We start from the raw sequence: 24,114 nt of genomic DNA on the forward strand, positions 1-24,114 counted from the left end.
GGTTTTCAGGGAACACTTGAAAAAGCCCCGCAGACTATGTCTGCGGGGCTTTCCTTACATCATGAGACCCAAAAAGGGTTTTCTTTTTCCAGCAGATGGATAAATGCAGGAATCAACAGTCCATAATGCGGTTCCGGTTGAAAGGGCAAATCCTTTTCAATCCACAGGGTTCCGTATCCGGATTCAAAAGCCAGTTCCTGACAATGTTTGGCCGTCTGCATGGGCAAAATGGTTAAGGTGTAAGGATGAAGCGTGGGTGTCAAAGAGCATAAAACATATTGAAGAGGTTCCAAATAATGATTGGCTAATTGAAAGAAAAACCGGACATAAGGATGGCTGACCGGGTCTGAAGAAGCGAAATGGCATTCGTTCCATTTGCCGTCACGGATCACCCATGCAAACCGTTTGGTTTTTTTGTCGTGTTTGGTGCTGAACCAGGCGGAAATGAGGGATTCGTCAAAAGTAAAGATCAAATTTCGCTGTTTCAAAGAGTGAATCAGTGCAAACCAGGGAAGATTACTAAGTGGAACGGAATCCATCATCAACGTGGTTAATAAATATTCTTTGGGATTTTTTATGCAAAAATCGACTTCTTCGGCCAGGGTTGGATCATTGGGAAGCAAAAAGCGCGCAAGATCCAAAAGTTTTTCAGGCTGATATTGCATAACGACTCCCCCACATAAGATATCGAACAAGTGTTCTGAATCCATTATAAAAAAAGAATGAATCAGGAACAAGGGGAAATGCGAAATTATCCATAAAGAGGTTTGACGGGGGGAGTTCGGGTGGAAAGGTTCATATTGTGACAACAGAAACATTCAATCAAAGGGAGTCTGGTAACATGAACATTTTGCTCCTTGGCGCCAATGGAAAAATCGGCAGGAAATTGGTATCGCTGTTGAAAGAAACGCCTCATCACCTTCGGGCCATGGTTCGCAAAGAAGAACAAGTGCCGGTCATTGAAAGACTGGGAGCGGATGAGGTGGTCATCGGCGATTTGGAAAAAGATTTTTCCCATTGGGCAAAGGGTATGGACGCGGTCATATTCTCAGCTGGTTCAGGCGGTCACACTGGTCCGGATAAAACCATTTTGGTGGACCTGGACGGTGCCTTTAAGGCGATTGAGGCCGCAGAACAGTATCAAGTCCGTCGCTTTGTGATGATCAGTTCCATCGGGGCGGATCATCCGGAAAAAGGGCCGGATTCCATCCGCCATTATTTGGTTGCCAAAAAAAGGGCCGATGAACGATTGCGCAACAGTTCCCTCAATTACACCATCATTCGCCCCGGAGCTTTGACAAATGATCCGGCCAAAGGCACGGTCTTGCTCCTTGAACATATTGAAAAACCGGCTTCCATTCCGAGAGCGGATGTGGCGAGAGTCGTGGTGGAAGCATTGGAACATGAAAATACTTATCGCCGTTCGTTTGATTTGGTCACAGGGGATCAACCGGTTCAAGAGGCTTTAAATAATTTGTGACGCAAAGAAAAGCGCCGGAGTGTGAGCATTCCGGCGCTTGTTTTTTTATTCAAAAATGAAATGAAAAATTTAAGTCAAAATTATTGATTCCTTAAAAATTATATGCTAAATTAAAGAAACTAATGAAAACTGAATAGACGGATCGATTCTCTTATCCAGAGAGGTGGAGGGACAGGCCCGATGAATCCTCGGCAACCATCTGCATGAAGCAGAAAGGTGCCAATTCCTGCAGGACGCTGAGCGGTTCTGACAGATGAGAGAAGGTGATAATGATAGATTGGTTTATCCCTTTTTGCATCTGCAGAAAGGGATTTTTTTATTACCTGGCATAAGCGGGCGGTTACCGCTGTATGGTAAAGCATCATTGATTGAAGGATGGTGATGGCAAGTGGCAACTGATCGGGAGTATATCATTGCGACCTATCTGATTCACGGGGAGCATGATTTCCACAAAAAAGCCAAAAGCATTGCTGTCGGTTTGACGGCGGGAACATGGACGGAATTGCCGGAGACCCGGAAAAAACAGATGGCGGCCCATCTCGGTGAAGTGATTGAAGTGACCGGGCTGGCGCCGGGAAAGGACGGAGAACCGCGAGCCCTTTGCAAAATCGGTTATCCGGTCCGCAATCTGACACCGGACTTTCCCGCTCTTCTGACCACGGTGTTCGGCAAGTTGTCCTTGGATGGAAAAATCAAATGTATGGATATTGAAGCACCGGATTCGTTTTTGGACGGGTTTCCCGGCCCCAGGTTCGGAATCGAAGGCATCCGCCGAAAATTGGATGTATCCGGCCGTCCGCTGTTGATGAGCATTTTTAAACAATGCATCGGCATGACATTGGATGAGTTGGAGGAAGCTTATCAACAACAAGTGGATGGCGGGGTGGATCTGGTCAAAGATGACGAGATTTTCTTCCGAGAAGATTATGCACCCGCCGAAGAAAGAATCCGCATTTTCAAAAGGATCAACCGGGAGAAGGAAGAACGGACCGGGCAAAAAACTTGGTATGCGGTCAACCTGACCGGCCCGGTGACACAACTGACCGATAAAGCCAAACGTTTGGCGGAACAAGGGGCGGACTGTTTTCTCTTAAACGCGGTTCCTTACGGGCTGGATATTCTCCACCGGTTGGCAGAGGATCCCGATATCGATGTGCCGGTCATGGCTCATCCGGCTTTTGCCGGTGCGGTTTGTTCCTCTTCTGATTACGGTTTGAGTTCACCGCTGCTGTTGGGAAAACTTTTGCGATGGGCAGGTGCGGACATGGTGTTGTATCCTTCACCTTACGGTTCGGTGGCCATGCCGAAAGAGGACGCGCTCAAAGTGGCTGAAAACTTGCGTCATTCTTCCACCGTTCACCGGCCATCCCTTCCGGCTCCGTCGGCAGGCATTCATCCGGGGCTGGTGCCGGCCATGGTGCGGGATTTTGGAATGGATCTCATCGTCAATGCGGGCGGAGGCATTCACGGCCATCCGCAAGGTTCAACGGCAGGGGGAAAAGCATTTGTCGAAGCGATCGGTGCTGCGGTAAAAGGGCGTCCGTTGGAAGAAGCGGCCCAGGAGTCTCCGGAATTAAAGCTGGCTTTGGATAAATGGGGGAGTATCACATGACGTCTTCATTAAAGCGGGTGATTTTCTGTGATTTTGACGGAACGATCACCAATCAGGATAATATTGTCAATATTTTCAAGCATTTTAACCCGCCAGGCTGGGAAACGCTGAAAGACGATATCCTCGCCCGGCGTATCAGTGTCCGGCAAGGTGTGGGGCTAATGTTTTCGCTTCTTCCCACGGCAAGAAAAGAAGAGATTGTGCGTTATGCCATTGATCAGGCGGAAATCCGCCCCGGGTTTGAAGACTTTATCCGGTATTGCCGGTCGAATGATATCCGGTTGTTGATCACCAGCGGAGGGATCGACTTCTTCGTGTACCCGGTTTTATCCCGCTTCGCGATTCCTGCTGGGAACATTTATTGCAACGGTAGTGATTTCAGCGGGGAGACGATTCGCATTGTCTGGCCGCATCCCTGTGACGAGCATTGTGACGGGGATTGCGGCATGTGCAAAACCAGTGTAATCCGCTCTTATGATGAAAATGAGTATGAACGGATTGTGATCGGGGACAGCATTACTGATTTGGCCGCTGCCAAACTGGCTGATTTTACGATTGCCCGGGACTTTTTGCTGGAACAATGCCGTAAGCAGGGGCTGAATCACCAGCCTTTTGACACTTTTTATGATGTGATTGAAATCTTGAGCCATGATCGGGGCGATGGGAGGTGCAAGCAATTTGACGCGACTGGAACATCCTGAACGGATCCGGGTGGAAATGGAAAAGGTGGAAGAGGCTTTTCACGAATTGCGAAAGGTCAAAGAGCTTTTTGCCGGTCGGGGATGGTTTCCGGCCACCAGCGGAAATCTTTCTGTCCGGGTGGACGTTCAAGAAGGGGAGCCGGACTTGATCGCCATCACGGCCAGCGGAAAAGATAAGACCGTTCATACCCCGGAGGATTTTTTGCTGGTGAACAAAGAGGGAAAACCGGCGTTTCCGACTTGTCTCAAACCTTCGGCCGAGACTTTGGTCCACACGGCGATTTATCAAAAAATAAAAGAAAGCCGCGCGATCTTCCATATTCATACTGTTCATAATAATATCATTTCAGAGCAGTGCGGGGATTCGGGGTACGTCTCTTTTTCCGGGCATGAAATCATCAAGGCGCTGAACATCTGGGAGGAGGGAGCCGTGATCCGGCTGCCGGTTGTTCCCAATCACGCCTCGATTCCTGACTTGGCCCAAGCGGTTCGCGAGGTGATCGATCCGCAGGTTCCTGCGGTTCTGATCCGAAATCATGGGATCTATGCATGGGGTGACAGTGTATTTGCTGCCAAACGCCATTTGGAAGCTTTTGAATTCTTGTTTGAGTATCAGGTAAAGCTTCAGCTTTTAAATTCATAGACCGACGGAAAGGGGTTTTTCACATGGCGCAAATTTACATCAGAAATTCGGGAAAACGGTTGGAATCAGAGCAAGAAGTCCGTTCCTTTCTCAAAGAACAAGGCGTGTTGTTTGAACAATGGCCGACAGAGAAACTTCCGCAGCATCTGCGGGAGAAGTTTGTGTTGAATGAGGAAGAGCAAGAGGAGATTCTCAAGGCCTATCAAGAGGAAATCCAATCGCTCGCCAAGCGAAACGGCTATGTCCAATGGGATGTGGTGGCGCTGTCCGAAGCAACAGAAAATTTGGAAGAGCTCTTGAAGAAGTTTGAAAATGTGCATACCCATTCGGAAGACGAAGTGCGGGCCATCGTCTCGGGGAACGGAATTTTCACGATTAAAGGAAAAGATGGAACCGGGTATTTTGATGTGGAGCTTTCCCCCGGAGATGTGATCTCCGTGCCGGAAAACACCCCTCACTTTTTCACGTTGATGAAGAACCGGAAAGTGGTGGCCGTGCGTCTGTTTATCGATCCGTCCGGATGGGTGGCTCATCCTTATCAAGATCCGGAGTTCACGGCTTGACCGGTGTCCCGCCCTTTGTGCGGGACTTCCCGGAGGAAGGAGGAAACAACCAATGTTTGAAAATTATAAACATTTCACGGAAGAAGATGCAGTGCAATATGCCCGCTCGAAAAAAGAATGGTTTGCCCCCGATGCAGAACTTGACTGCAGGGAAATCGGCGATGGAAATCTCAATTTGGTCTTTCGCATTGCCGACCATTCAACTGGACGGAGCCTCATCTTCAAACAGGCGCTACCGTATGCAAGGGTGGTCGGGGAGTCATGGCCGTTGACGCTGGATCGGTCCCGCATCGAAGCGGAAGCCTTGAAACTGGCGGCCCGTCGGGTGCCGGATTTGGTGCCTGCCGTTTATTTCTACGATGATCAATTGGCTTTGACCGTGATGGAAGACTTGTCTGATCACATCATTTTGCGAAAAGGGTTGATCGCGGGAGAGGAATACCCCCGGTTAGCGAAGGATTTGGCGGAATATCTGGCTCACACGCTCTTTTTCACTTCGGAATATTACCTGGATGCCGGGGAGAAAAAGGAGAAGGTCCGCCGCTTCATCAATCCGGAAATGTGCAAGATCACGGAGGATTTGGTGTTTACCGATCCTTATTATGATGCCGAAACCAATTCATTCAACCCTTTGATCCGGGAAACGGTGGAATCGATCTGGAACGATGACCGCCTGAAAAAAGAAATTGCCCATTTGAAAGAACGCTTTATGACCCGGGCACAATCTTTGCTGCACGGGGATCTTCACACCGGTTCCGTCATGGTGAAAAAAGACAGCACCAAAGTGATTGATCCGGAATTTGCTTACTACGGTCCCATCGGCTTTGACGTGGGGGCTGTGATCGCCAATCTTTTCCTTTCCTTTGTTTCCCATGAAGCGCACACCGGGGATCTGAAGCAGAGGGAAACCTACCAAAGCTGGTTGCTGGAAACCGCCGAAAAGATTTGGATCGGTTTTGAACAAACCTTTCGGGCGCTTTGGAAAGAGCATGTCAAAGATGAAATGTGGTCCGTACCGGGGTATCTGGATGACGTGTTGCACCAGGTGCTTCAGGACGCGGCGGGCTTTGCCGGTTGCAAAATGATGCGGCGCGTGATCGGTTTGGCTCCCGTGGCGGATTTGGAATCGATCGAAGATCCGGCCGTCCGCGCCGAGGCAGAAACCAAGGCTTTAAAAATCGGGCGGCTACTGGTCTTAAAGCGCCAAACCGTAAATCAAGCGGCTGATCTGATCCGGCTGGCCCGGGAAGCCGGGGAAGGGCTGACGGTGAAATGAAGCAAGATTACACAATTCCCCATCCGCAATCGGTTTTTTGGGAAGACGACCACCTGGTTTTGCTGGATCAGCGAAGGCTTCCCCGTGAAACCGTTTATTTGCACCTTTTTACTCCGGAAGAAGTTTGGGATGCGATTGTCACATTGGCTGTGCGGGGGGCGCCGGCCATCGGTATCGCCGCTGTTTACGGTTTGTATATGGGCGTGCGCCACGTCACCGGGCGGGAAGAAACTTTCTTTTCCGAACTGGAACGGGTGGTTGAATATTTGAGTTCGGCCAGACCGACCGCGGTGAATTTGTCATGGGCCTTAAACCGGGTAAAAGCCAAGGTGGAATCATTCAAAGGAAGTCCGGTATCCGTCTTGAAGCAGGCGGTGTGGGAAGAAGCGACAGCCATTCATGAAGAGGATGTGAGGGTGTGCCGGAAAATCGGGGAGCATCTGCTTCCTTTTTTGCACGACGGAATGGGCATCCTCACTCACTGCAATGCCGGAGGGCTGGCCACCGGTGCGTACGGAACCGCCCTGGCTCCGCTGTATCTCGCCCGCGAGAAGGGATGGAACCTCAAAGTGTATGCCGACGAGACGCGGCCGGTGTTGCAGGGAGCGCGGCTGACCGCATATGAGCTGATGCAGGCAGGGATTGACGTCACACTGATTTGCGACAACATGGCGGGGGCCGTGATGAAACAAGGAGAGATTCAGGCGGTCATTGTCGGAACGGACCGGGTCGCGGCCAACGGGGATGTTGCCAACAAAATCGGCACTTACAGCTTGGCTGTCCTGGCCAGGGCGCACCAAATCCCTTTTTATGTGGCGGCTCCTTCTTCATCGATTGACTTGGAGACGGAAACGGGTGACGGGATCCCGATCGAAGAGAGAGCGCCGGAGGAGATCGTGAGCAGCTGGGGCAAGCCGATTGCTCCCGAAGGGATCAACGTCTATAATCCCGCTTTTGATGTGACGCCCGCGGAGTATGTCACCGCGATCATCACCGAGTACGGCGTGATCCGGCCGCCCTACCGGGAAAATTTAAGAAAAAGTCTTCGGCGCATGATGCCGGTATAAACAACATTTGAAAAAGGGAGTTTCATGTCGGATGGAAAAGGCGCCGGTGAAAAACCGGCGCCTTTTATTAAAAAGATTCACGGGAGAGGAGGGCTCCCAGTTCTTGAATGACCGTGGTGAAGGGGACGGTTTCGTCATAGATGCCGTGAATTTCGCCATTTGGTGTGATCAGGACATCGGTGGGAACCGAGGAAAGCCGGTAAGCGTCGTAGGTTCGGGTTCCATGGTCGCGTAGCACCGGAAAATGAAAACCGGCTTCTTGGACAAATTGGTATACCCGGTCGGGATCGGGTTCGCGCCCGGAGACATGGATCGTAAGAAAGGCGACCTGGTTCGTTTTTAAAGACCGGTAAAAAATTTCTTTTTTGGCCAGGGACTCCTGGCAAGCGGCACACCAGGTCGTCCAAAACTCAAGCCAGACAATCCGTCCCTGGTAATCGCTCAGTTGATGGATGTTTCCGTTTAAATCGGGAAGTGAAAAATCGGGTGCTTTCATCGATCTGGATCTCCTTTGCGTAAGGATGTCGGTTTAAAACCGCGGTGTGAGACGGAAAGTTGCGGGCGGTTTAGGATTTCGGTTCCGGAAGTGACGGCCGGATGCGAAAAAGATTCACCTCGCGAATCCGGTTATTCAGCGAAAATGTAGCCGGCTTTCAAAGCGTACAAAAAGGTGATGAAAAAAATGACCAGATTGGGATACATGACTTTTTTTCCAAACTGTTCACTGACGGGCCACACCCGGTGCTGATACCGGGGGGATGGAAACACCAAAGGTTCATACATCATCATGATCCATAAAGATTGCGAAAACACGGACATCATTTTGGCGTCGAAAGTGGGAACAAAGATCACATGGAGAACGGTTACGGCGAGCGATACATACAGCATGATTTTCATGGTTTTAAACGCTTTTACCCGAAACCGGGTATCCAAAAGAAAGAGACAAACCAAATGAATGACACCACATAAAATCAACAGAAGGATTTGAAATGCCAACATTTCGATCATCAGACAAAACTCCTTGCTTGCATAGAGTAAGGATTAATAATAACAAAAGTTCGAAAAAAACCGAAGGGCCTCCGGAGAATTTTTTCCGATTCAAATGCGGATCAGAATCAGTCCGGCAAACAACAGGATTAAAGACACGGATTGCATCAGGGATAAGCGTTCACGAAAAACAAGGATGGAAAGAAGCGCAACCACCAGGCTGTTTGTGGAAAAGATCGGGGCAATGATGGACGCAGGGCCGTGATCCAGAGCGATGGCATAGAGTTGCATCCCGGCAAATGAAAAAAATCCCGCTCCCAATCCCCAGACCATTCCCGTGCGGCGGCTCTTTTGGCGAAACCCGGCCGGCGGCGCCTTGCGGAGAATTTGCCATGTGAACCAAATCCATCCGAATAAATAGCTGATCAACAAAATGGATGTGTTGGAAAGATTCATTTCTTCCGTAATCTTTAATCCGCCGTTTCTGAAAAAGAACAGCAACATGGCCAGGAAAATAAGCAGATACCAGCGCCTGTTTTGAATCCGTAAGTTTTCATTGGGGTCCACCGGTAACAGCATGATGGCTGAAACTAACAAAAATGCACCGGTCGCTTCGGTCACCGTGATGCTCTCGCCGTAAACGAGCATGGACATGGCCATGGTCAAAATGATGTTCGCATTGACCAGGGGAGAGGTAAGGCTTGCAGGGCCGATTGAAAGGGATTTCATAAATAACAAGTTCCCAAAAGCCGAACCGATTCCCACCAAAGTTCCGGCCGCGAGGTTGAGCCATGTGAATTGGATATCGCCGGTTTTGACAGCCCACCAGACGAATCCGAGAGAGCCGGTCAAGTATAATCCCCATAACAAAAAGTCATCATCCCCGCTTTGGGCGGAACTGACTTTCATCAAAAATCCGGACAACCCGAAAGTAACGGCACTGGCCAGTGAGATGAGAAACCAGGTACTCATACAGGTTAACCCTTTCTGTTATGATATAAACTTTTACTATTATCGCATTTTTTGTTGGTGAAGTTTATAGATAATAATTTAAGCATGAAACTCCAAAACGGCGGAACGGGGATCCAAGACGGATGGCGGGGGAAAGAGCGGTGATCCAGGGGGAAATCAAATGAAAAGAAACGGGGAAAGGACACCCATGGACAACCCATGGACTCCTCATGCGGGAGTCCATGGGATTAAGCATGAGCTTCTTCTTTGGTTTTGCCGGTTTGGTTTTCAAATTCCAGCAAAAGTTCATTCAATGTCATTTGGTCATCCAAATACAATTGAACCAGTTCCAAAAATAATGTGTGGGCTTCATCCGGAAGCTCCAATATCTTAATCATTTCATTAAACGGATCGAAGTCGCGGGCTAAAATATGTACGCTGCTGGCTTGAAAGATCTTTTCCAAATGAATCGTTTTTCCATAAATTTCTTTGACCATGCGTAAGATGATGCCGATCAATTGTAATTTTTGCTGATCCATTTTCATTTCCTTTCTGTTATAAAAAAGCTTTCTCAATATTGGTTCAAGATCTTACTCTATTTTAAAATAATATATTTATTAATGTAAAGATAATAACTGTAATTACAGATATAGATTTGAATATTTGTATATTTTTCTTTTGTACAGGAAAACTAGTCATGGAAGGAGAGATGAATGATGCAAGAAAACTTTGTCAAACAATCCCTGACGGATTATAAAAAAGGAATCGGCCAACTCCAAGAGCAACTTCCGCATGTGGTGGAAACGTACAACGCGTTTACGGAAGCTTGCTTTCAAGACGGTGCCCTGTCAAAGAAGGAGAAACATTTGATCGCGCTGGCACTCGGCGTTTATACCAATGATGAATACTGCATTGTTTATCACACAAAGGGAGCCTGTGATCAGGGAGCAAGCGCACAAGAGGTGCTGGAAGCGGCATGCGTGAGCAGTGCCTTCGGAGGGGGAATGGCCATGTCACAAGCTGCCACGTTGGTCCAACAAAACCTCTCCCAGATTCAGGGGCAAAACCTTTCCCACTAATGTTGACAATCCGGCAAATTGCCGGATTGTTTTTTAATGGCCGTAATATTTCAAGGTTCACCGGCGTTGTTATAAAATAAAGTTAAGGAATGGATAAAAGAGTGATAAGAACGTTGACAGCGGTTTCGGGAACAAGATAACATGGTTGGGGAACTGTTATCATTACAAAAAAAGAGAAAAGATTTTGACGTCAATTCGGGCTTATCTTTATCACTCTGTGGTAATGGCCGGAGGGATTACCAAGAGTAAGGGAGTTTTTGCTTATGCAGAAACGGGATCAAAACAATTATTTATTTTCACGCGAGATTACTCCTTACATTATTCCGAAGGAAAAAGTTGTTGTTGTCCACACGGACTGGTCACTGGAGCGTGCTTTATTGGTGCTGACCCGGAAGGGGACCAATTCGGTGCCTGTGGTGAATGATCAAGAACAAGTCGAGGGGATCATCAGCAAAACCGACATTCTGGACTTTATGTTAAAGATCAGCCAAGGCAATGAAATTGATTTTTCGCAATTGAAAGGATATACGGTTCATGAAGCGATGAATAAAAATCATTCAGGCATTTTGGCCAATTCCATTTTTTCGTTTGCTTTCGAAGTGCTGGTCAACCGGCCCTATATCCCGATCATTGATTTGAAAGGGAAGCTGGTTGGCATTTTGACGAGAAAAGTGATCATGGAACAAGTGATTAACTATTTTAAAGAAGAATATATGATGATGAACAAACTGCAAGGTTCCTGAAAAGTTTTACCAACAAAAAACACCGCCTTTTCCGGCGGTGTTTTGCTGTTTTATATCTCATCCTGATTCAGGTTGCTTATAAATGGAATCATACAAAGATGAATAAATGAAGCCTTGTTCATTTGTTTATCATTACACATAGTCAAACAGTCTTATTGATCAAGAGACTTGTTTGAAGGCCTTTGTTCGAAGAGATCTGTCAACAAATCGTTTTTGTGACATTGTTGGAAAAACAGCGCCATTTCATCCCATTGCTTTGCATCTTTGGCTTTGCCCGTGATTTGCGCGGTGAGTTTGACGTACTGCAACCAGCCGAACAAAGTAAACGGAATTAAAGGGATGTTGAAATCTTCCTCATAGGATTGGATCAAGAGCATTTTTAATTCTTCGTAGATCTGTTTTCTTTCCTGGTTTGTTTTTTCTTCAGACGGGTGTGAAACGGAGAGGATGTGGCGATGTTTTTTCCAAAGCTGCAGCAATTTTTTTTTAAGAAAGCTGTTCAAATACCGTTCTTGATCTTTTTTTTTCAGGGGTATGCTGAAGTTTGACGGCTCTTCGGAAATGATCACGTTGCCAAATAAAAAAGATCGCTGCTTTTTTGTTTTGTATTGTGTGTCTGTGGCGGGTTTGGTGTAAATTCCGATCGGAGAGCTAAGAGATGGGGGCATACAAGATGGTTCTTTCGAAACCCTGTAAGTGCTTTTTTCCATAAAAACTCCTCCTACCAACGCGCTTATTCAAAAAGGTGCGGAAATAAAAAAAAGATGATCAACCTGATGATGGCAGAAACGATCTCCCGAGGCAAAATATTTCGATGAATTCCGAAAAAAACCTCCTAAAGATATTTTGCCTGAAAACGGGCTGAAAAGCAAGGGAAAATTAAAGATTTCCGGGGCATTCACGGGAAAAAGCGATGATATTGAAAAGGTTTGCATCCGTTTGCCGGATTCCAAAGAATGAAGTTTCATGTGCGGCGATGAAATGTTATATTTATGAGTAGTTTTGAGCCCATGAAGAAAAAATACCAATAACTTCACATTAAAAGAGGAGGACTGAAACCGCACGATTTCCAATCTTCACTTGATATACCCCATATCGTGAAGTAAAATGAAATGAGAATCAGGTGATAATCACTTTAATTTAGGGTGATTGTCCGATTGGTTTTTCTTTTCACGCTGTCCAAACGGACGGTGTTGAGGGAATATCTCCGGTTGATGACAACCCGTTGCGGTTCAGGAGATAAACAAGGGCAAAAGACATGATGGAGGATGAGACTATGTCGACAGCACCAAAATTGATAATAAAGGATTTGCATGCATCCGTGGATGGGAAAGAAATCCTCAAAGGCGTCAATTTGGAGGTCAATGGCGGAGAAGTTCATGCGATCATGGGTCCGAACGGGACTGGTAAGAGCACCCTGGCTTCCGCTTTGATGGGTCATCCGCGTTACGAGGTCACCCAAGGGAGTGTCACGCTCGACGGGGAAGATGTTTTGGAAATGGAAGTGGATGAAAGAGCGCGTGCCGGATTGTTCCTGGCGATGCAATATCCGGCTGAAGTAAGCGGCGTGACCAATTCCGATTTCATGCGCAGCGCCATCAACGCCAAAAAAGGGGAAGGCAACGAAATTTCGTTGATGAAGTTCATCCGTGAAATGGATAAGAAAATGGAAATCCTTGAAATGGATGAGAAGTTTGCCACCCGTTACCTGAACGAAGGTTTCTCCGGCGGGGAGAAAAAACGGAACGAAATTTTGCAAATGATGATGTTGAAACCCCGCATTGCCATCTTGGATGAGGTGGACTCCGGATTGGATATTGATGCGTTGAAAGTCGTTTCCAAAGGGGTTAACTCGATGCTGAGCCCGGAAATGGGCGTGATCGTGATCACCCACTATCAACGCTTGTTGAATTACATCAAACCGGACCATGTCCACGTGTTTATGCAAGGAAGGATTGTGAAATCAGGAGGGCCGGAACTGGCTGAACGTTTGGAAGCCGAAGGTTACGACTGGGTGAAAGAAGAGTTGGGCATTGAAGACGAAACCGTTGGTCAAAAGGCGTAAGGTTGGTGATTTTGGATGAGTACAGATACCCGATTGCTTTTTGATGAAAATGTTGTAACGGAAGTATCCCAAAAGAATCAGGAACCGGCCTGGATGCTTCAAAGTCGTTTGGATGCACTCAAAAAAGCTGCCCAACTTCCACTGCCCAAAGTACAACAAACCAACATCAGCCGTTGGAATTTCACCGGGTTCGAACCGTTCCGGGAAGAGGCTCCCGTCCAATCTTTGGATGAACTCCCGGAAGGCGTCAAAGAATTTGTGTTTGGCGAACAGCCCAGTGTGGTGGTGCAAAAAAACGCCAGTGTCATTTTCAAGCAACTGTCTGCAGAATTGAGTGAAAAAGGCGTGGTCTTCACTGACCTGGGCACGGCCGCCAAAGAATATGAGCCGTTGATCAAAAAATACTTCATGACGGACGGAGTGAAGAAAGACGAACATCGCCTGACCGCCATTCATGCTGCGCTTTACAGCGGCGGGGTGTTCTTGTTTGTACCAAAGAATGTGGATGTACAAATTCCGTTGAACGGATTATTCTGGTTGTCAGGTGAAGGAGCTGCACTTTTGCCTCACATTCTGATCGTTGCCGAAGAAGGAAGCCGTGTTGATTTTGTGGCCAACTTTGTGTCGGATCCGGATGAACCGGGGGCCATGAACAACAGCGTCATCGAGGCGTTTGTCGGGGCACAGGCAAAAGTCCGTGTGACCACCATCAGCAATCTGGGCGCTTCTGCGGTGAATGTGGTTTACCGACGCTCCCTTGTCGACCGGGACGGTCATTTGGAATGGATTATCGCCGATTTGAGTGACGGAAAGGTTGTCTCCGACAATACTTCCCATCTCAAAGGAGAAGGCAGCCGGGCCGATGTGAAGGCGGTTGTGCTCGGAACGGGTGAGATGCGAGCCAATGTGACGTCATCGATTTATCATTGGAACCGGTACACCACCAGCTATATCAATGCCCGTTCCGTCATGACGGATAAGGCATCGAGCATTTTGAACAGTATCACCAAAATCGAAAAAGGTGCCAGCAAATCGGATGGGCAACAATCCGGAAAAGTATTGATGCTTCATCCGGAAGCGCGCGGGGACGCCAATCCCATTTTGTTGATCGATGAAAACGACGTCGTCGCCGGACACGCGGCAAGCGTGGGGAAAGTGGATCCCCTGCAAATGTATTACCTCATGTCGCGTGGAATTCCCAAAAAGGAAGCAGAGAAACTGATTATCCACGGTTTCCTGGATGCAATCATTTCGGATATTCCGTCAGAATTATTGCGTGAACAGATTCATCGGCTGATTGAAAGGAAAATCAAATCATGAATGAATTCCGCAAAGACTTTCCCATATTGGATCAGGAAGTAAACGGCCACCCGTTGGTTTATTTGGACAGTGCAGCAACATCGCAAAAACCGTTTCAAGTGATCGAAGCGGTGGAAGCCTATTATAAAAAGGACAACTCCAATGTGCATCGCGGTGTCCATACATTGGGCTCCAGAGCGACGGATGCCTATGAAGGAGCTCGTGAAAAGGTACGCCGTTTCATCAATGCGGATTCAACCAAAGAGATTGTTTTCACAAGGGGAACCACCACATCGCTGAATCTGGTCGCAAGAAGTTTTGCCACTTCCATGCTGAAGCCGGAGGACGAGATTTTGATCACTCCGTCTGAGCACCACAGCAATTTGATTCCGTGGCAGCAAGTGGCCAAATGGACCGGAGCGCGGTTGAAATATTTTCCGCTCAAAGAAGATGGTTCCCTGACGATGGATTTGGTACGCCAAGCCGTGACCGACAAAACGAAAATCATTGCCATCCAGCATGTGTCCAATGTGCTGGGAACGATCCATCCCATCAAAGAAATTGCGGAGTACATCCATCAAAAAGGCGGATATATCGTGGTGGATGGCGCGCAAAGTATTCCCCACATCAAAGTGGATGTCAAGGATTTGGACGTGGATTTCTTCGCTTTCTCCGGACACAAGATGTGCGGCCCGACCGGAATCGGCGTTTTGTACGGCCGGGAGCATTTGCTGAATGAAATGGAACCCATTGAATATGGCGGAGAAATGATTGATCAAGTGGGAGATTATGAGTCGACGTGGAAAGAGCTGCCCTGGAAATTTGAAGGGGGAACTCCCATTATTGCCGGAGCGGTCGGTCTTGGTGCAGCCATTGATTATCTGGAATCCATCGGCATGGACCGGATTGAAGAGCACGATCGCAAACTGGCTGCTTATGCTTATGATAAGTTGCAACAGATTGACGGAATCACCATTTACGGCCCCAAAGAAGGGCGGATCGGGTTGGTTACTTTTAATTTGGGCGAAGTGCATCCTCATGATGTCGCAACCGTCTTGGATGCGGAAGGGATTGCCGTCAGGGCGGGGCATCACTGTTGCCAGCCGCTGATGCGCTGGTTGAAAGTACCGGCAACGGCAAGAGCCAGCTTTTATTTGTACAATGATGAATCGGACATCGACCGGTTGGCGGAAGGCTTAATCAAAACGAAGGAGTATTTTGGCCATGTCTTTGGATGATCTCTATCGTCGCGTGATTTTGGAACACTATCAAAAACCGAAGAATCGAGGCAGAATCGAAAACGGAGCGATAACCATCGATTTGAACAACCCGACTTGTGGTGACAAAATCTCTTTGCAGATGCGGATTGAAGATGGCCGGGTACAAGACGCGAAGTTTTTGGGGGAAGGTTGTTCCATCAGCCTGGCCTCCGCTTCCATGATGACGGAAGCGGTCAAAGGATTGACCGTGGAAGAATCGCTCGAACTGGTTGATCTGTTTTCCCGGATGATGCAAGGAGAAGAAGTCGATCTGGATAAATTCCCGCTGGAAGATATTGAAGCGCTGACCGGCGTTGCAAAATTTCCGGCACGCATCAAATGTGCGACATTGGCATGGAAAGCACTTGAAAAAGGGATGAATGAATATCGCGAATCTAAATCATAAGGAGGAGAAAACCGTGACGACAAACAACCAATTGCCGGATCTGTCGGATTACAAGTACGGTTTTCACGATAAGGATGTCTCGGTTTTCCGTTCGAAAAAAGGGTTGAGCCGGGAAGTGGTGGAAGAGATTTCCCGCATGAAAGGCGAACCGGACTGGATGCTCGAGTTTCGCTTGAAAGCATTGGAGCAGTTTTACAAAATGCCGTTGCCCAATGCCGAAAACAGCCAATGGTTTTCTCTTTTGCCCGGAAAACTGGACGATCTCGATTTCGATGATATCACTTATTATGTAAAACCGTCTGAACGCCAAGGAAGATCTTGGGACGAAGTACCGGATGAAATTAAACAAACGTTTGATAAACTGGGAATTCCGGAAGCTGAACAGAAATTCCTGGCCGGGGTTTCTGCACAGTACGAATCGGAAGTGGTTTATCACAACATGCAAAAAGAGCTCGAAGAGCAAGGCGTGATCTTTTGCGACACCGACACAGCCGTCCGCGAGTATCCGGAGCTGTTAAAAGAGTATTTCGGAACGGTGGTTCCGCCTTCGGACAATAAATTTGCCGCATTGAACAGTGCCGTGTGGAGCGGCGGAAGCTTTATTTATGTTCCCAAAGGAGTGCGTTGTGAAGTTCCGCTTCAGGCATACTTCCGGATCAATTCGCAAAACATGGGACAATTTGAACGGACACTCATCATTGTCGATGAAGATGCCTTTGTCCATTATGTCGAAGGATGCACGGCTCCAATTTACAGCACGGATTCATTGCACAGTGCGGTGGTGGAAATCATTGTGAAAGACAACGCCCGCTGCCGTTACACAACCATTCAAAACTGGTCTCCCAATGTTTACAACCTGGTTACCAAACGGGCTGTTGCTCATAAAGGGGCACACATGGAATGGGTTGACGGAAACATCGGAAGTAAACTGACGATGAAATATCCGGCTGTCATCATGAAAGGGGAAGGAGCCAAAGCGGATGTGTTGTCCATTGCCGTAGCAGGGAAGGGGCAACATCAGGATGCCGGGGCAAAAGTCGTGGCACTGGCTCCAAACTGCACCTCCACGATTGTTTCCAAATCCATCAGCAAACAAGGCGGAAAAGTCACCTACCGCGGATTGTCCAGCTTTGGAAAAAATGCAACGGGATCCAAAGCTAATGTGAAATGTGATACGTTGATTTTGGATAATGAATCGACTTCGGATACGATTCCTTACAACGAAATCAAAAATGATGATGTGGTGTTGGAACACGAGGCAACCGTATCCAAAGTGAGCGAAGAGCAATTGTTCTACCTGATGAGCCGCGGACTGACCGAAGACGAAGCCACGCAAATGATCATCATGGGCTTCATTGAACCTTTTACCAAAGAATTGCCTATGGAATATGCGGTGGAAATGAACCGGTTAATCCGTTACGAGATGGAAGGATCCATTGGTTGATCCCGGATCAAACCTGCCACAGCTTGAGGTGGCAGGTTTTTTTATGGAAATTGTTTTTATAAAAAAATCCCCCTTTGGAAAAAGGGGGATTTGTTGTTCAGTGAATGAACCATCTGGCCACCGGATACTCAAAGTACTTCTCCTTCCAAGCGTATACCATTCCCTTAATCGGATAATAGAGTCCCATGATGGAAAAAATAACGAGAAATGGAATTCCGATCAAAACAAATGATAACACAAAAGAGACGGAAATCAGCAGCCAGAATACGGCGTGAAAAACAATGGCTTGCAGCGACAGACGTTTCAGATCCCGATCTTTAAAGATGAGATAGACAATCAGCGGGACAAGCATGGGGGCAAACCAGGTGCTTGCGTGAACCAAAATTTTGATGCCTCTCTTATCCAAAAACAAAACCTCCATAACACAACATTGTTTCATTATAAAAAATTCCCGGTCACGGGACATTTGAAACCTGTTTCTTTATTCATGGGATTGATGGAGTGAAAACGGCATTTCCGTTGAGACGAGATTTTGGATGATGTTTGGAATCCGGACGGCCTTTGGGAAAATGGTTTGTTTGAATGTTACTTAATCATATGATATAATGTGGTTATGTAACACGAATCGAGGTGATACAGAGCTGGAGTTTGTCGAAGCGATTCGGGATAAACAGATCATTTCAGCAATGAAGCGATATTTAAAAGCCCATTCCGAGCGGGATTATTTGCTTTTCGTCTTTGGGATTAACACCGGTTTGAAAATTACGGAGCTATTAAATGTAAAAGTTTGCGACGTGATAAATCCTGACGGCACGTACAAGGAATTTTATCAATTACCCGGCGGGGATCAAGAAGTGTTTTTGAATCCCAAGCTAAGAAAAGCGATCCGGCATTATGTCCAATCGAACCAATTGAAACATGAGAACTATTTATTTCAATCCTCCAAAACCCAAAAACCCATTACACGCCAACAAGCTTACCGCATCATCCAACAAGCGGGAAAAGCGGCCGGTTTTCAAGGAAAAATCGGCACGAATTCTTTACGGAAAACGTTTGGATATCATGCTTATAAACGAGGAGTCGCCATCTCTCTTCTCCAAAAGCATTTCCATCACTCCACCCCTTCCGAAACCCTTAAATACCTTGGTATTTCAAAGGATGAAAAGATCCGGACTGAAATTGACGTGGACTTGTGAAAAAGCCAAATGCAGCATACAAAAAAACATTGTATGGCTGCACTTGGCAACACAAAATTGAACAGAAAGGGGAATCCGAATTGGATCGACTCAAAGATACCGGAAAAGAAGTCCTTTTATCGATTCTTCCCATGACAGTGGTGATTTTTTTGTTGCAATTCACGGTCATTGGTTTGCCTGTTGAAATGTTTTTACAGTTTTTAACCGGCGTGGTCATGGTTGGACTGGGATTGTTCTTGTTTTTTGTCGGGGTGGATATCGGGTTGCTTCCCATCGGTGAAATGATCGGCTCTTCCATGTCAAAGTTTGGGAAATTGAGTGTGGTTTTTCTGATCAGTGTGGTTTTGGGATTTGCCGCAACAGTGGCTGAGCCGGATGTGATCGTCCTGGCTTCCCAGGTGGATATGGTGACCGGCGGAACCATTCCCAAAGGCATTTTGATTTCCACCGTGGCACTGGGTGTGGGGATAACGGTGGGAATTGCCATGCTCCGAATGATCTTCAATATCCCGATCCTGTATCTGTTAATGGGAGGATATGCCATCATATTTGTGCTTTCTTTTTTCGCTCCCACGGAATTTGTTCCGGTCGCACTGGACTCCGGCGGTGTCACCACCGGTCCGATGACCGTTCCGTTTATTATGGCTTTGGGCGTGGGCGTGGCTTCCGTCCTCGGCGGTAAAAGTGCTTCCACGGATGGTTTCGGATTGGTTGCATTGGCTTCGGTCGGCCCGGTTCTTTCTGTACTGCTGTTAGGGGTGGTGTATGCATGATCAATCCATTGCACGGACTGACAGATACCATGGTTGAAGTGGCCCTTGCATTGTCTCCTTTGTTTGTGATTTTCTTGCTCTTTCAGTTCTTTTATTTGAAACTTCCTTGGCGCAAAGTGGGGAATATCGCCGTTGGATTTATCATTACTTTCTTTGGACTGGTCTTCTTTTTACAGGGGGTGCATATCGGCTTTATGCCCGTCGGTGAACAGATGGGCTTGATTCTCGGGGATCTCTCGTATAACTGGATTCTTGTTCCCATTGGCCTTCTTCTCGGGTTTGCCGCCACTTTTGCAGAGCCGGCCGTAAGAATTTTGAACCAACAGGTGGATAAAGTGTCGACCGGTTCCATTCCGGAAAAAGTTATGTTATATACTGTATCCATCGGGGTCGCTGTGTCGGTGGCTTTGTCCATGTTACGGGTGATTGCCGGAATTCCTTTGTGGTACTTTATTATTCCGGGATACTTGTTAGTGTTCCTGTTGGCCCGCTTCTCAAAAGACAGCTTCACAGCGATTGCGTTTGATTCTGGAGGGGTTGCCACCGGTCCCATGACCGTTACTTTCATTTTGTCCATGGTCGTTGGCGTGGCCACCGTCATCGAGGGGCGCAACCCTTTGATGGAAGGGTTCGGCATGGTTTCGCTGGTGGCACTGGCTCCGATCCTTTCTGTATTGATCCTGGGAATTTTATACAGGAGGAAGGAGAAAGAAAATGAGCAAAGTACCTGATCACAAACTAATTGTTACGGTGGTGAAAAAAGGGCTGGCCAAAAAGGTGGTGAGAGCCTCCAAACAAGCCGGGGCGGAAGGCGGAACGGTGATGTTCGCCAGAGGCAGCGGAATCCATGAGTGGGTGTCGTTTCTGGGCATTCACATTGAACCGGAGAAGGAAGTGATTTTAACCTTGGTTCCCGAAGAGAAACTGGAGCCGATTTTGAAAGCGATCAAAGAAGCGGGACGGCTCGACCGGCCGGGAAACGGGATCGGTTTTGTCATGAATACGAAAAAAATTGCCGGGATCTCTCATTTGTTTGAATCCGATTCCCGGAAGGAGGATGAAAAAAATGGCTCAACCGGACATTGAATATGATTTGATTGTGACTATCGTGAACAAAGGGTTTGCACAAGAGGTCGTGGAAGCTTCCAAAAAGGCAGGCGCCGAAGGGGGCACCATTCTGCAGGGGCGCGGCACGGGAATCCATGAAAAAGCCAAGCTTTTCAATATTGTCATCGAACCGGAAAAAGAAGTGATTCTGACTTTGATTGACCGCAAAAAAACCGAACGGGTTTTGGATGCGATCATGAAAAGCGGCCAATTGGATAAACCCGGAAAAGGGATCGCTTTTGTCATGAAAGTGGAGCGCACGGTCGGAATCAACCATATCCCTGCTGAATGCCATCCCGATGAATAAATCCGCAGATTTCGGAATCGGTGCAGACGGCGCGTTTCTCGTATGCATTCAACATGGGCTTGAACGGATTTTCTGATTCCGGAAAAGATCCCGAGGTGCAGGTGAAACGCCCTGATTTGGCGTTATTTTACAAACACGGCAAAGTCCGATGAATGAATTAGAAGAGATGAACAGAGGCTGCCTGAATGGAGATGAACGGGCAGCCTCTGTTTATTTGCAACCTGTTGCCAAAAAAATACACCATCGTGCAGCTTGATGTACTTTCAAAAAAACGAACGGACCAGAGAAACAAATCCATTGCTTTGTCATTAACTTCGCTTCTGCACAAAATTGCAGGGTGTATTTAATGGATAAACCATTTGGCAACGGGGTATTCATACTGTTTTTCCCACCAGGCGTAAGCAATTCCCTTGACCGGAAAATAAATCAACATGATGCCGAAAAGAATGGCAAAAGGAATTCCGATCAAAAGAAAGGAGAGAACTTTGGAGATGAAAAACAGCGGCAAGAAAATGGCATGAAAAACAAGGGCTTGCAAAGACAATCGTTTGACGTCCCGGTCTTTCACAATTAACCAGGCAATCAGCGGGAGAAGAACCGGTGCAAACCAGGTGCTTGCATGAATCAGGATTTTAATCAGCTTATTCAATGATGCAACCTCCATAACATAACATTGTTCTATTATATAGTACCCTGAGATGAACAAAAGGTAAACCTTTCTTTTGGATTTTGGGCTAAAAAAACATCCTCGTAAGAGGATGTCACCATGTTTGCGGGCGGTTGCCCAAGTGTTCCAAGTATTTGGTCATGACCGAAACAGCGACGGGAATCGCTTCATCCCGGGGTTCCATTTTGGGATGGTGCAATCCGTACGGGGTCTCCACACCCAGCCAAAACATAAATCCGGGAATTTCATTTAAAAAGTAACCAAAATCTTCTCCGGCCATCGATTCATCGCATTGCACCAGCTCGTAAGGAGTATGTCTGTTGACGAACTCCATGAAAGACTTTGTCCATTTTTCATCATTGTAGACTTGGCAGTAGTTGCATCCCCAATCGATGTCCGCCCGGCATTGAAAGCCGGTTTCGATGCCCCGGACCAATTCCCGGATCCGGTTCTTGACCAAGTTCATGGACTCGATGGATTTGGTGCGGATGGTTCCTTCCAGACGGGCATGGCCGGCAATGATATTTTGTTTCGTGCCGGCTTCAATTTTTCCGATCGTGATGATGGCGGCATCCAAAGGATCCAGATTGCGGGAAACAACGGTTTGAAGTTGCTGGACCAGTTGGGCACAGGCGATGACCATATCATTGGCCAGATGGGGACGGGCTGCATGGCCGCCGGTCCCGTGAAGATCGATGAAAAGTTCTGATGTATTGGCAAAGAGCAAACCCGGACGCAAGGCAATGGTTCCGACAGGATATTCCGGAGCGACATGAAGCGCAAAGATGACATCTGGTCTCCATTCATTAAATTCAGGGCTTTGCAGCATCGGCCATGCGCCTCCGGGCCCTTCTTCCGCCGGTTGGAAAATGAAAAGCAGGTCATCGTCCGTTTCATGATGGACAAAATGCGTTAAAATGCCCAAAGCGATTGCCATGTGCATGTCGTGTCCGCATGCATGCATATAACCTTCGTGAAGCGAGCGGAAGGGATAGGAAGTTTGTTCTTCCATCGGGAGCCCGTCCATATCGGTCCGGTAACCGATGCATTTTTTCGGGTTTTTTCCGGGAACTTTCACCAAGATACCCGTCTTCCAAGTGCGAATGATCCGCCGGTGTTTTGGCAAGGTTTCCAGATAATTCAACAGATGTTTCTGGGTTTTGAATTCCTGAAAGCCGGGTTCCGGAATTTGATGCAACTGATGCCGCAATTCGATAAAAGGCGAAGCTTGCTTGACATCCAATCTTAACCCTCCTCTTCCAGTTTTCTTGCTTGCAGGTGTTTGTTCAATGCTGCCATGAGTGTGTCGATTTCTTCTTCCGTCAGTGTCAGGGGAGGAAGCAGCCGTATCACGGTTCCAGCGGTAATATTGACCAAAATGCCGTCTTCCATCAGGTTTTTTTGCAAAGATTGAAGTGCCTCCGGAGAAAGACAAGTCCGGATTCCGATCATCATGCCGCGCCCCCGGATGCTTTGAATCAGGGGTGGAAAAGTTTCTTTGAGTTCATGTAAACGGGACCACAACAAATCGGCTGTTTTCTTTCCTCGTTCCAACATGCCTTGTTCCAATAAGACATCCAACACCGCGTTGCCGAGGGCGGCGCTCAACGGGGAGGGGGCAAAGGTCGTTCCGTGATCCCCGGGTTTGAATTCATTTTGCAGTTTCTCGCCGGCAATGATTCCGCTCAGCGGCAAGCCGCCCCCGATCCCCTTTCCGAACAAAATCAAGTCCGGTTTCAGTGAATAAGCCTGATAAGCAAAAAGGGTGCCCGTGCGCCCGAGGCCCGTTTGGATCTCATCAACCAAGAAAAGTATTTCTTTGGATTGGCAGATTTGCTGAATGGTTTGCAGATATTCTTCCGTTAGCGGGATGATGCCCCCGGATCCCAAAATCGGTTCCACCAGGATGGCGGCGGGCCGGTTTTCTTCGCAAACCCGGATCAATTCTTCCGGTTGGTTGGCTTCCACTTCATAAACCGGATAGTCAATCAGCGGATAATCCTGATACACCCCGGGTTGGCGGGTTAGTTTCAAGGCGCCCAACGTACGGCCATGGAAACTGTTTTTCAACACGACGATCCCTTTTTTGTCCGGAGCATGTTTGACTGACCATTTATGGATCAGCTTGATGGCTGCTTCAGTGGCTTCGGCTCCGGAATTGCCAAAATAGACCCGGCCGGTGCCGACGGTGTTTTGAACCAGCCGTTGAGCGAGACGGATGGCCGGCGGGTTGAGAAAAAGATTGGAGATGTGCAAAAAGCGGTGTCCCTGTTCATTCAACGCTTTCATCAAATGGGGATGGGAGTGTCCCAAAATATTGACGGCAAGGCCCGTGAACAGATCCAAATAGCGCTTTCCTTCAGTGTCGATTAACCAATTGTTTTCGGCCGCGGCAATGGTGACCGGCAGCCGCCGGACGGTTGGAAAAAGATAAGTTTGATCCAGATGTTGCCAGTCTGACATACTCGTTCCTCCTGCAAATATAAAAT

29 protein-coding genes and 1 riboswitch are annotated in these 24,114 nt (G+C 47.6%); of the genes, 19 read left to right on the plus strand and 10 right to left on the minus strand.

The genetic code is table 11. The features are described from left to right. Positions 1-59 precede the first annotated feature (59 nt). A complete protein-coding gene (locus tag NYE37_RS11670) occupies positions 60-665 on the minus strand; it encodes a DUF6630 family protein (RefSeq protein ID WP_198051063.1) in 606 nt (201 codons plus the stop codon). Between the two features lie 176 nt (positions 666-841). Here NYE37_RS11670 and NYE37_RS11675 point away from each other — a divergent pair, with 176 nt between their 5' ends. The 7 genes from NYE37_RS11675 to mtnA all read left to right on the plus strand — a co-directional run bounded on the left by NYE37_RS11675 (position 842) and on the right by mtnA (position 7,342). Beyond that, positions 842-1,480, plus strand: a complete 639-nt coding sequence (locus NYE37_RS11675; protein WP_037994806.1) for an SDR family oxidoreductase — start codon at positions 842-844, stop codon at positions 1,478-1,480. A gap of 148 nt (positions 1,481-1,628) precedes the next feature. Further along, a riboswitch (SAM riboswitch) is annotated at positions 1,629-1,740 on the plus strand. A gap of 128 nt (positions 1,741-1,868) precedes the next feature. Beyond that, on the plus strand, positions 1,869-3,092 hold the full coding sequence (locus NYE37_RS11680) for a 2,3-diketo-5-methylthiopentyl-1-phosphate enolase (protein ID WP_037994805.1): 1,224 nt from the start codon (positions 1,869-1,871) through the stop codon (positions 3,090-3,092). Further along, on the plus strand, positions 3,089-3,793 hold the full coding sequence (locus NYE37_RS11685; protein ID WP_049719621.1) for a 2-hydroxy-3-keto-5-methylthiopentenyl-1-phosphate phosphatase: 705 nt from the start codon (positions 3,089-3,091) through the stop codon (positions 3,791-3,793). Before NYE37_RS11680 ends, NYE37_RS11685 begins: the two co-directional genes overlap by 4 nt. Before the next feature lie 16 nt (positions 3,794-3,809). Then, on the plus strand, positions 3,810-4,436 hold the full coding sequence (mtnB, locus tag NYE37_RS11690) for a methylthioribulose 1-phosphate dehydratase (RefSeq protein ID WP_232357354.1): 627 nt from the start codon (positions 3,810-3,812) through the stop codon (positions 4,434-4,436). 23 nt (positions 4,437-4,459) lie between these two features. Continuing rightward, positions 4,460-4,999, plus strand: coding sequence for a 1,2-dihydroxy-3-keto-5-methylthiopentene dioxygenase (locus NYE37_RS11695; RefSeq protein ID WP_037994803.1), 540 nt, complete (start codon positions 4,460-4,462; stop codon positions 4,997-4,999). Positions 5,000-5,051: 52 nt separating this feature from the next. Beyond that, positions 5,052-6,275 (plus strand): S-methyl-5-thioribose kinase, encoded by a 1,224-nt coding sequence (mtnK, locus tag NYE37_RS11700; protein WP_198248817.1) that lies wholly within the window; start codon positions 5,052-5,054, stop codon positions 6,273-6,275. After that, entirely contained in the window at positions 6,272-7,342 is a 1,071-nt protein-coding gene (gene mtnA / locus NYE37_RS11705) for an S-methyl-5-thioribose-1-phosphate isomerase (RefSeq protein WP_049719624.1), read from the plus strand. Before mtnK ends, mtnA begins: the two co-directional genes overlap by 4 nt. Before the next feature lie 67 nt (positions 7,343-7,409). On the opposite strand, the gene NYE37_RS11710 is transcribed toward mtnA, so the two are convergent. The 4 genes from NYE37_RS11710 to NYE37_RS11725 all read right to left on the minus strand — a co-directional run bounded on the left by NYE37_RS11710 (position 7,410) and on the right by NYE37_RS11725 (position 9,819). Then, on the minus strand, positions 7,410-7,838 hold the full coding sequence (locus tag NYE37_RS11710) for a TlpA family protein disulfide reductase (protein ID WP_049719625.1): 429 nt from the start codon (positions 7,836-7,838) through the stop codon (positions 7,410-7,412). 131 nt (positions 7,839-7,969) lie between these two features. Continuing rightward, positions 7,970-8,350 carry a hypothetical protein gene (locus NYE37_RS11715; RefSeq protein WP_037994799.1) on the minus strand — a complete coding sequence of 127 codons (381 nt, stop codon included), beginning with the start codon at positions 8,348-8,350 and terminating at the stop codon, positions 7,970-7,972. 90 nt (positions 8,351-8,440) lie between these two features. Then, positions 8,441-9,301, minus strand: a complete 861-nt coding sequence (locus NYE37_RS11720) for an EamA family transporter (RefSeq protein WP_340712060.1) — start codon at positions 9,299-9,301, stop codon at positions 8,441-8,443. A gap of 227 nt (positions 9,302-9,528) precedes the next feature. Beyond that, complete coding sequence (locus tag NYE37_RS11725) at positions 9,529-9,819, minus strand: hypothetical protein (protein ID WP_037994796.1); 291 nt, start codon at positions 9,817-9,819, stop codon at positions 9,529-9,531. 174 nt (positions 9,820-9,993) lie between these two features. On the opposite strand from NYE37_RS11725, the gene NYE37_RS11730 reads away from it, so the two are divergent. Then, positions 9,994-10,359, plus strand: coding sequence for a carboxymuconolactone decarboxylase family protein (locus NYE37_RS11730; RefSeq protein ID WP_037994793.1), 366 nt, complete (start codon positions 9,994-9,996; stop codon positions 10,357-10,359). Positions 10,360-10,622: 263 nt separating this feature from the next. Further along, positions 10,623-11,102 carry a CBS domain-containing protein gene (locus NYE37_RS11735; RefSeq protein WP_037994792.1) on the plus strand — a complete coding sequence of 160 codons (480 nt, stop codon included), beginning with the start codon at positions 10,623-10,625 and terminating at the stop codon, positions 11,100-11,102. A gap of 152 nt (positions 11,103-11,254) precedes the next feature. Here the strand turns inward: NYE37_RS11735 and NYE37_RS11740 are convergent, their stop codons facing one another. Further along, the gene (locus tag NYE37_RS11740) at positions 11,255-11,812 is read right to left on the minus strand and encodes a DUF928 domain-containing protein (RefSeq protein WP_049719627.1); all 558 of its coding nucleotides are present in this window, start codon (positions 11,810-11,812) and stop codon (positions 11,255-11,257) included. 566 nt (positions 11,813-12,378) lie between these two features. Here NYE37_RS11740 and sufC point away from each other — a divergent pair. The 5 genes from sufC to sufB are packed head-to-tail and all read left to right on the plus strand — an operon-like array spanning position 12,379 to position 17,575. Continuing rightward, on the plus strand, positions 12,379-13,167 hold the full coding sequence (gene sufC, locus NYE37_RS11745; RefSeq protein ID WP_037994789.1) for a Fe-S cluster assembly ATPase SufC: 789 nt from the start codon (positions 12,379-12,381) through the stop codon (positions 13,165-13,167). 15 nt (positions 13,168-13,182) lie between these two features. After that, a complete protein-coding gene (gene sufD, locus NYE37_RS11750) occupies positions 13,183-14,487 on the plus strand; it encodes a Fe-S cluster assembly protein SufD (protein WP_049719628.1) in 1,305 nt (434 codons plus the stop codon). Next, positions 14,484-15,704 (plus strand): cysteine desulfurase, encoded by a 1,221-nt coding sequence (locus NYE37_RS11755; protein ID WP_037994783.1) that lies wholly within the window; start codon positions 14,484-14,486, stop codon positions 15,702-15,704. Before sufD ends, NYE37_RS11755 begins: the two co-directional genes overlap by 4 nt. Further along, complete coding sequence (sufU, locus tag NYE37_RS11760; RefSeq protein WP_037994781.1) at positions 15,691-16,131, plus strand: Fe-S cluster assembly sulfur transfer protein SufU; 441 nt, start codon at positions 15,691-15,693, stop codon at positions 16,129-16,131. The genes NYE37_RS11755 and sufU overlap by 14 nt, the downstream gene beginning before the upstream one ends. Positions 16,132-16,144: 13 nt before the next feature. Continuing rightward, the gene (gene sufB, locus NYE37_RS11765; RefSeq protein WP_037994780.1) at positions 16,145-17,575 is read left to right on the plus strand and encodes a Fe-S cluster assembly protein SufB; all 1,431 of its coding nucleotides are present in this window, start codon (positions 16,145-16,147) and stop codon (positions 17,573-17,575) included. Between the two features lie 97 nt (positions 17,576-17,672). On the opposite strand, the gene NYE37_RS11770 is transcribed toward sufB, so the two are convergent. Beyond that, on the minus strand, positions 17,673-17,981 hold the full coding sequence (locus NYE37_RS11770) for a DUF4870 domain-containing protein (protein WP_037994817.1): 309 nt from the start codon (positions 17,979-17,981) through the stop codon (positions 17,673-17,675). A gap of 235 nt (positions 17,982-18,216) precedes the next feature. Here NYE37_RS11770 and NYE37_RS11775 point away from each other — a divergent pair, with 235 nt between their 5' ends. From NYE37_RS11775 to NYE37_RS11795, 5 genes are all read left to right on the plus strand, one after another. After that, entirely contained in the window at positions 18,217-18,771 is a 555-nt protein-coding gene (locus NYE37_RS11775) for a tyrosine-type recombinase/integrase (protein WP_037994815.1), read from the plus strand. Between the two features lie 80 nt (positions 18,772-18,851). Beyond that, positions 18,852-19,544: a DUF1538 domain-containing protein gene (locus NYE37_RS11780; RefSeq protein WP_198051060.1), complete on the plus strand. Its 693-nt coding sequence runs from the start codon at positions 18,852-18,854 to the stop codon at positions 19,542-19,544. Further along, positions 19,541-20,275: a DUF1538 domain-containing protein gene (locus NYE37_RS11785; protein ID WP_037994777.1), complete on the plus strand. Its 735-nt coding sequence runs from the start codon at positions 19,541-19,543 to the stop codon at positions 20,273-20,275. The genes NYE37_RS11780 and NYE37_RS11785 overlap by 4 nt, the downstream gene beginning before the upstream one ends. After that, positions 20,259-20,630 (plus strand): P-II family nitrogen regulator, encoded by a 372-nt coding sequence (locus NYE37_RS11790; protein ID WP_037994775.1) that lies wholly within the window; start codon positions 20,259-20,261, stop codon positions 20,628-20,630. Before NYE37_RS11785 ends, NYE37_RS11790 begins: the two co-directional genes overlap by 17 nt. Further along, a complete protein-coding gene (locus NYE37_RS11795) occupies positions 20,611-20,958 on the plus strand; it encodes a P-II family nitrogen regulator (RefSeq protein ID WP_037994774.1) in 348 nt (115 codons plus the stop codon). The genes NYE37_RS11790 and NYE37_RS11795 overlap by 20 nt, the downstream gene beginning before the upstream one ends. A gap of 343 nt (positions 20,959-21,301) precedes the next feature. Here NYE37_RS11795 and NYE37_RS11800 read toward each other — a convergent pair whose 3' ends face one another. The 3 genes from NYE37_RS11800 to NYE37_RS11810 form a co-directional block, all read right to left on the minus strand. After that, positions 21,302-21,607, minus strand: a complete 306-nt coding sequence (locus tag NYE37_RS11800; protein ID WP_231564587.1) for a DUF4870 domain-containing protein — start codon at positions 21,605-21,607, stop codon at positions 21,302-21,304. Positions 21,608-21,719: 112 nt separating this feature from the next. Continuing rightward, on the minus strand, positions 21,720-22,868 hold the full coding sequence (locus NYE37_RS11805) for an N-acetyldiaminopimelate deacetylase (protein WP_037994769.1): 1,149 nt from the start codon (positions 22,866-22,868) through the stop codon (positions 21,720-21,722). Between the two features lie 2 nt (positions 22,869-22,870). Continuing rightward, complete coding sequence (locus tag NYE37_RS11810) at positions 22,871-24,088, minus strand: aspartate aminotransferase family protein (RefSeq protein WP_198051059.1); 1,218 nt, start codon at positions 24,086-24,088, stop codon at positions 22,871-22,873. Between the last annotated feature and the right edge of the window lie 26 nt (positions 24,089-24,114).

It is taken from the genome of Thermoactinomyces sp. FSL K6-2592 (genome assembly GCF_038006465.1).
Classification (GTDB): domain Bacteria; phylum Bacillota; class Bacilli; order Thermoactinomycetales; family Thermoactinomycetaceae; genus Thermoactinomyces; species Thermoactinomyces vulgaris.

Bases quoted from the DNA above. Each gene is read 5' to 3' on its own strand.
- NYE37_RS11670 (WP_198051063.1), bottom strand. From the start codon at position 665: ATGCAATATCAGCCTGAAAAACTTTTGGATCTTGCGCGCTTTTTGCTT.
- NYE37_RS11675 (WP_037994806.1), top strand. From the start codon at position 842: ATGAACATTTTGCTCCTTGGCGCCAATGGAAAAATCGGCAGGAAATTG.
- NYE37_RS11685 (WP_049719621.1), top strand. From the start codon at position 3,089: ATGACGTCTTCATTAAAGCGGGTGATTTTCTGTGATTTTGACGGAACG.
- mtnB (WP_232357354.1), top strand. From the start codon at position 3,810: ATGGAAAAGGTGGAAGAGGCTTTTCACGAATTGCGAAAGGTCAAAGAG.
- NYE37_RS11695 (WP_037994803.1), top strand. From the start codon at position 4,460: ATGGCGCAAATTTACATCAGAAATTCGGGAAAACGGTTGGAATCAGAG.
- mtnK (WP_198248817.1), top strand. From the start codon at position 5,052: ATGTTTGAAAATTATAAACATTTCACGGAAGAAGATGCAGTGCAATAT.
- mtnA (WP_049719624.1), top strand. From the start codon at position 6,272: ATGAAGCAAGATTACACAATTCCCCATCCGCAATCGGTTTTTTGGGAA.
- NYE37_RS11710 (WP_049719625.1), bottom strand. From the start codon at position 7,838: ATGAAAGCACCCGATTTTTCACTTCCCGATTTAAACGGAAACATCCAT.
- NYE37_RS11715 (WP_037994799.1), bottom strand. From the start codon at position 8,350: ATGATCGAAATGTTGGCATTTCAAATCCTTCTGTTGATTTTATGTGGT.
- NYE37_RS11720 (WP_340712060.1), bottom strand. From the start codon at position 9,301: ATGAGTACCTGGTTTCTCATCTCACTGGCCAGTGCCGTTACTTTCGGG.
- NYE37_RS11725 (WP_037994796.1), bottom strand. From the start codon at position 9,819: ATGGATCAGCAAAAATTACAATTGATCGGCATCATCTTACGCATGGTC.
- NYE37_RS11730 (WP_037994793.1), top strand. From the start codon at position 9,994: ATGATGCAAGAAAACTTTGTCAAACAATCCCTGACGGATTATAAAAAA.
- NYE37_RS11735 (WP_037994792.1), top strand. From the start codon at position 10,623: ATGCAGAAACGGGATCAAAACAATTATTTATTTTCACGCGAGATTACT.
- NYE37_RS11740 (WP_049719627.1), bottom strand. From the start codon at position 11,812: ATGGAAAAAAGCACTTACAGGGTTTCGAAAGAACCATCTTGTATGCCC.
- sufC (WP_037994789.1), top strand. From the start codon at position 12,379: ATGTCGACAGCACCAAAATTGATAATAAAGGATTTGCATGCATCCGTG.
- sufD (WP_049719628.1), top strand. From the start codon at position 13,183: ATGAGTACAGATACCCGATTGCTTTTTGATGAAAATGTTGTAACGGAA.
- NYE37_RS11755 (WP_037994783.1), top strand. From the start codon at position 14,484: ATGAATGAATTCCGCAAAGACTTTCCCATATTGGATCAGGAAGTAAAC.
- sufU (WP_037994781.1), top strand. From the start codon at position 15,691: ATGTCTTTGGATGATCTCTATCGTCGCGTGATTTTGGAACACTATCAA.
- NYE37_RS11785 (WP_037994777.1), top strand. From the start codon at position 19,541: ATGATCAATCCATTGCACGGACTGACAGATACCATGGTTGAAGTGGCC.
- NYE37_RS11790 (WP_037994775.1), top strand. From the start codon at position 20,259: ATGAGCAAAGTACCTGATCACAAACTAATTGTTACGGTGGTGAAAAAA.
- NYE37_RS11795 (WP_037994774.1), top strand. From the start codon at position 20,611: ATGGCTCAACCGGACATTGAATATGATTTGATTGTGACTATCGTGAAC.
- NYE37_RS11810 (WP_198051059.1), bottom strand. From the start codon at position 24,088: ATGTCAGACTGGCAACATCTGGATCAAACTTATCTTTTTCCAACCGTC.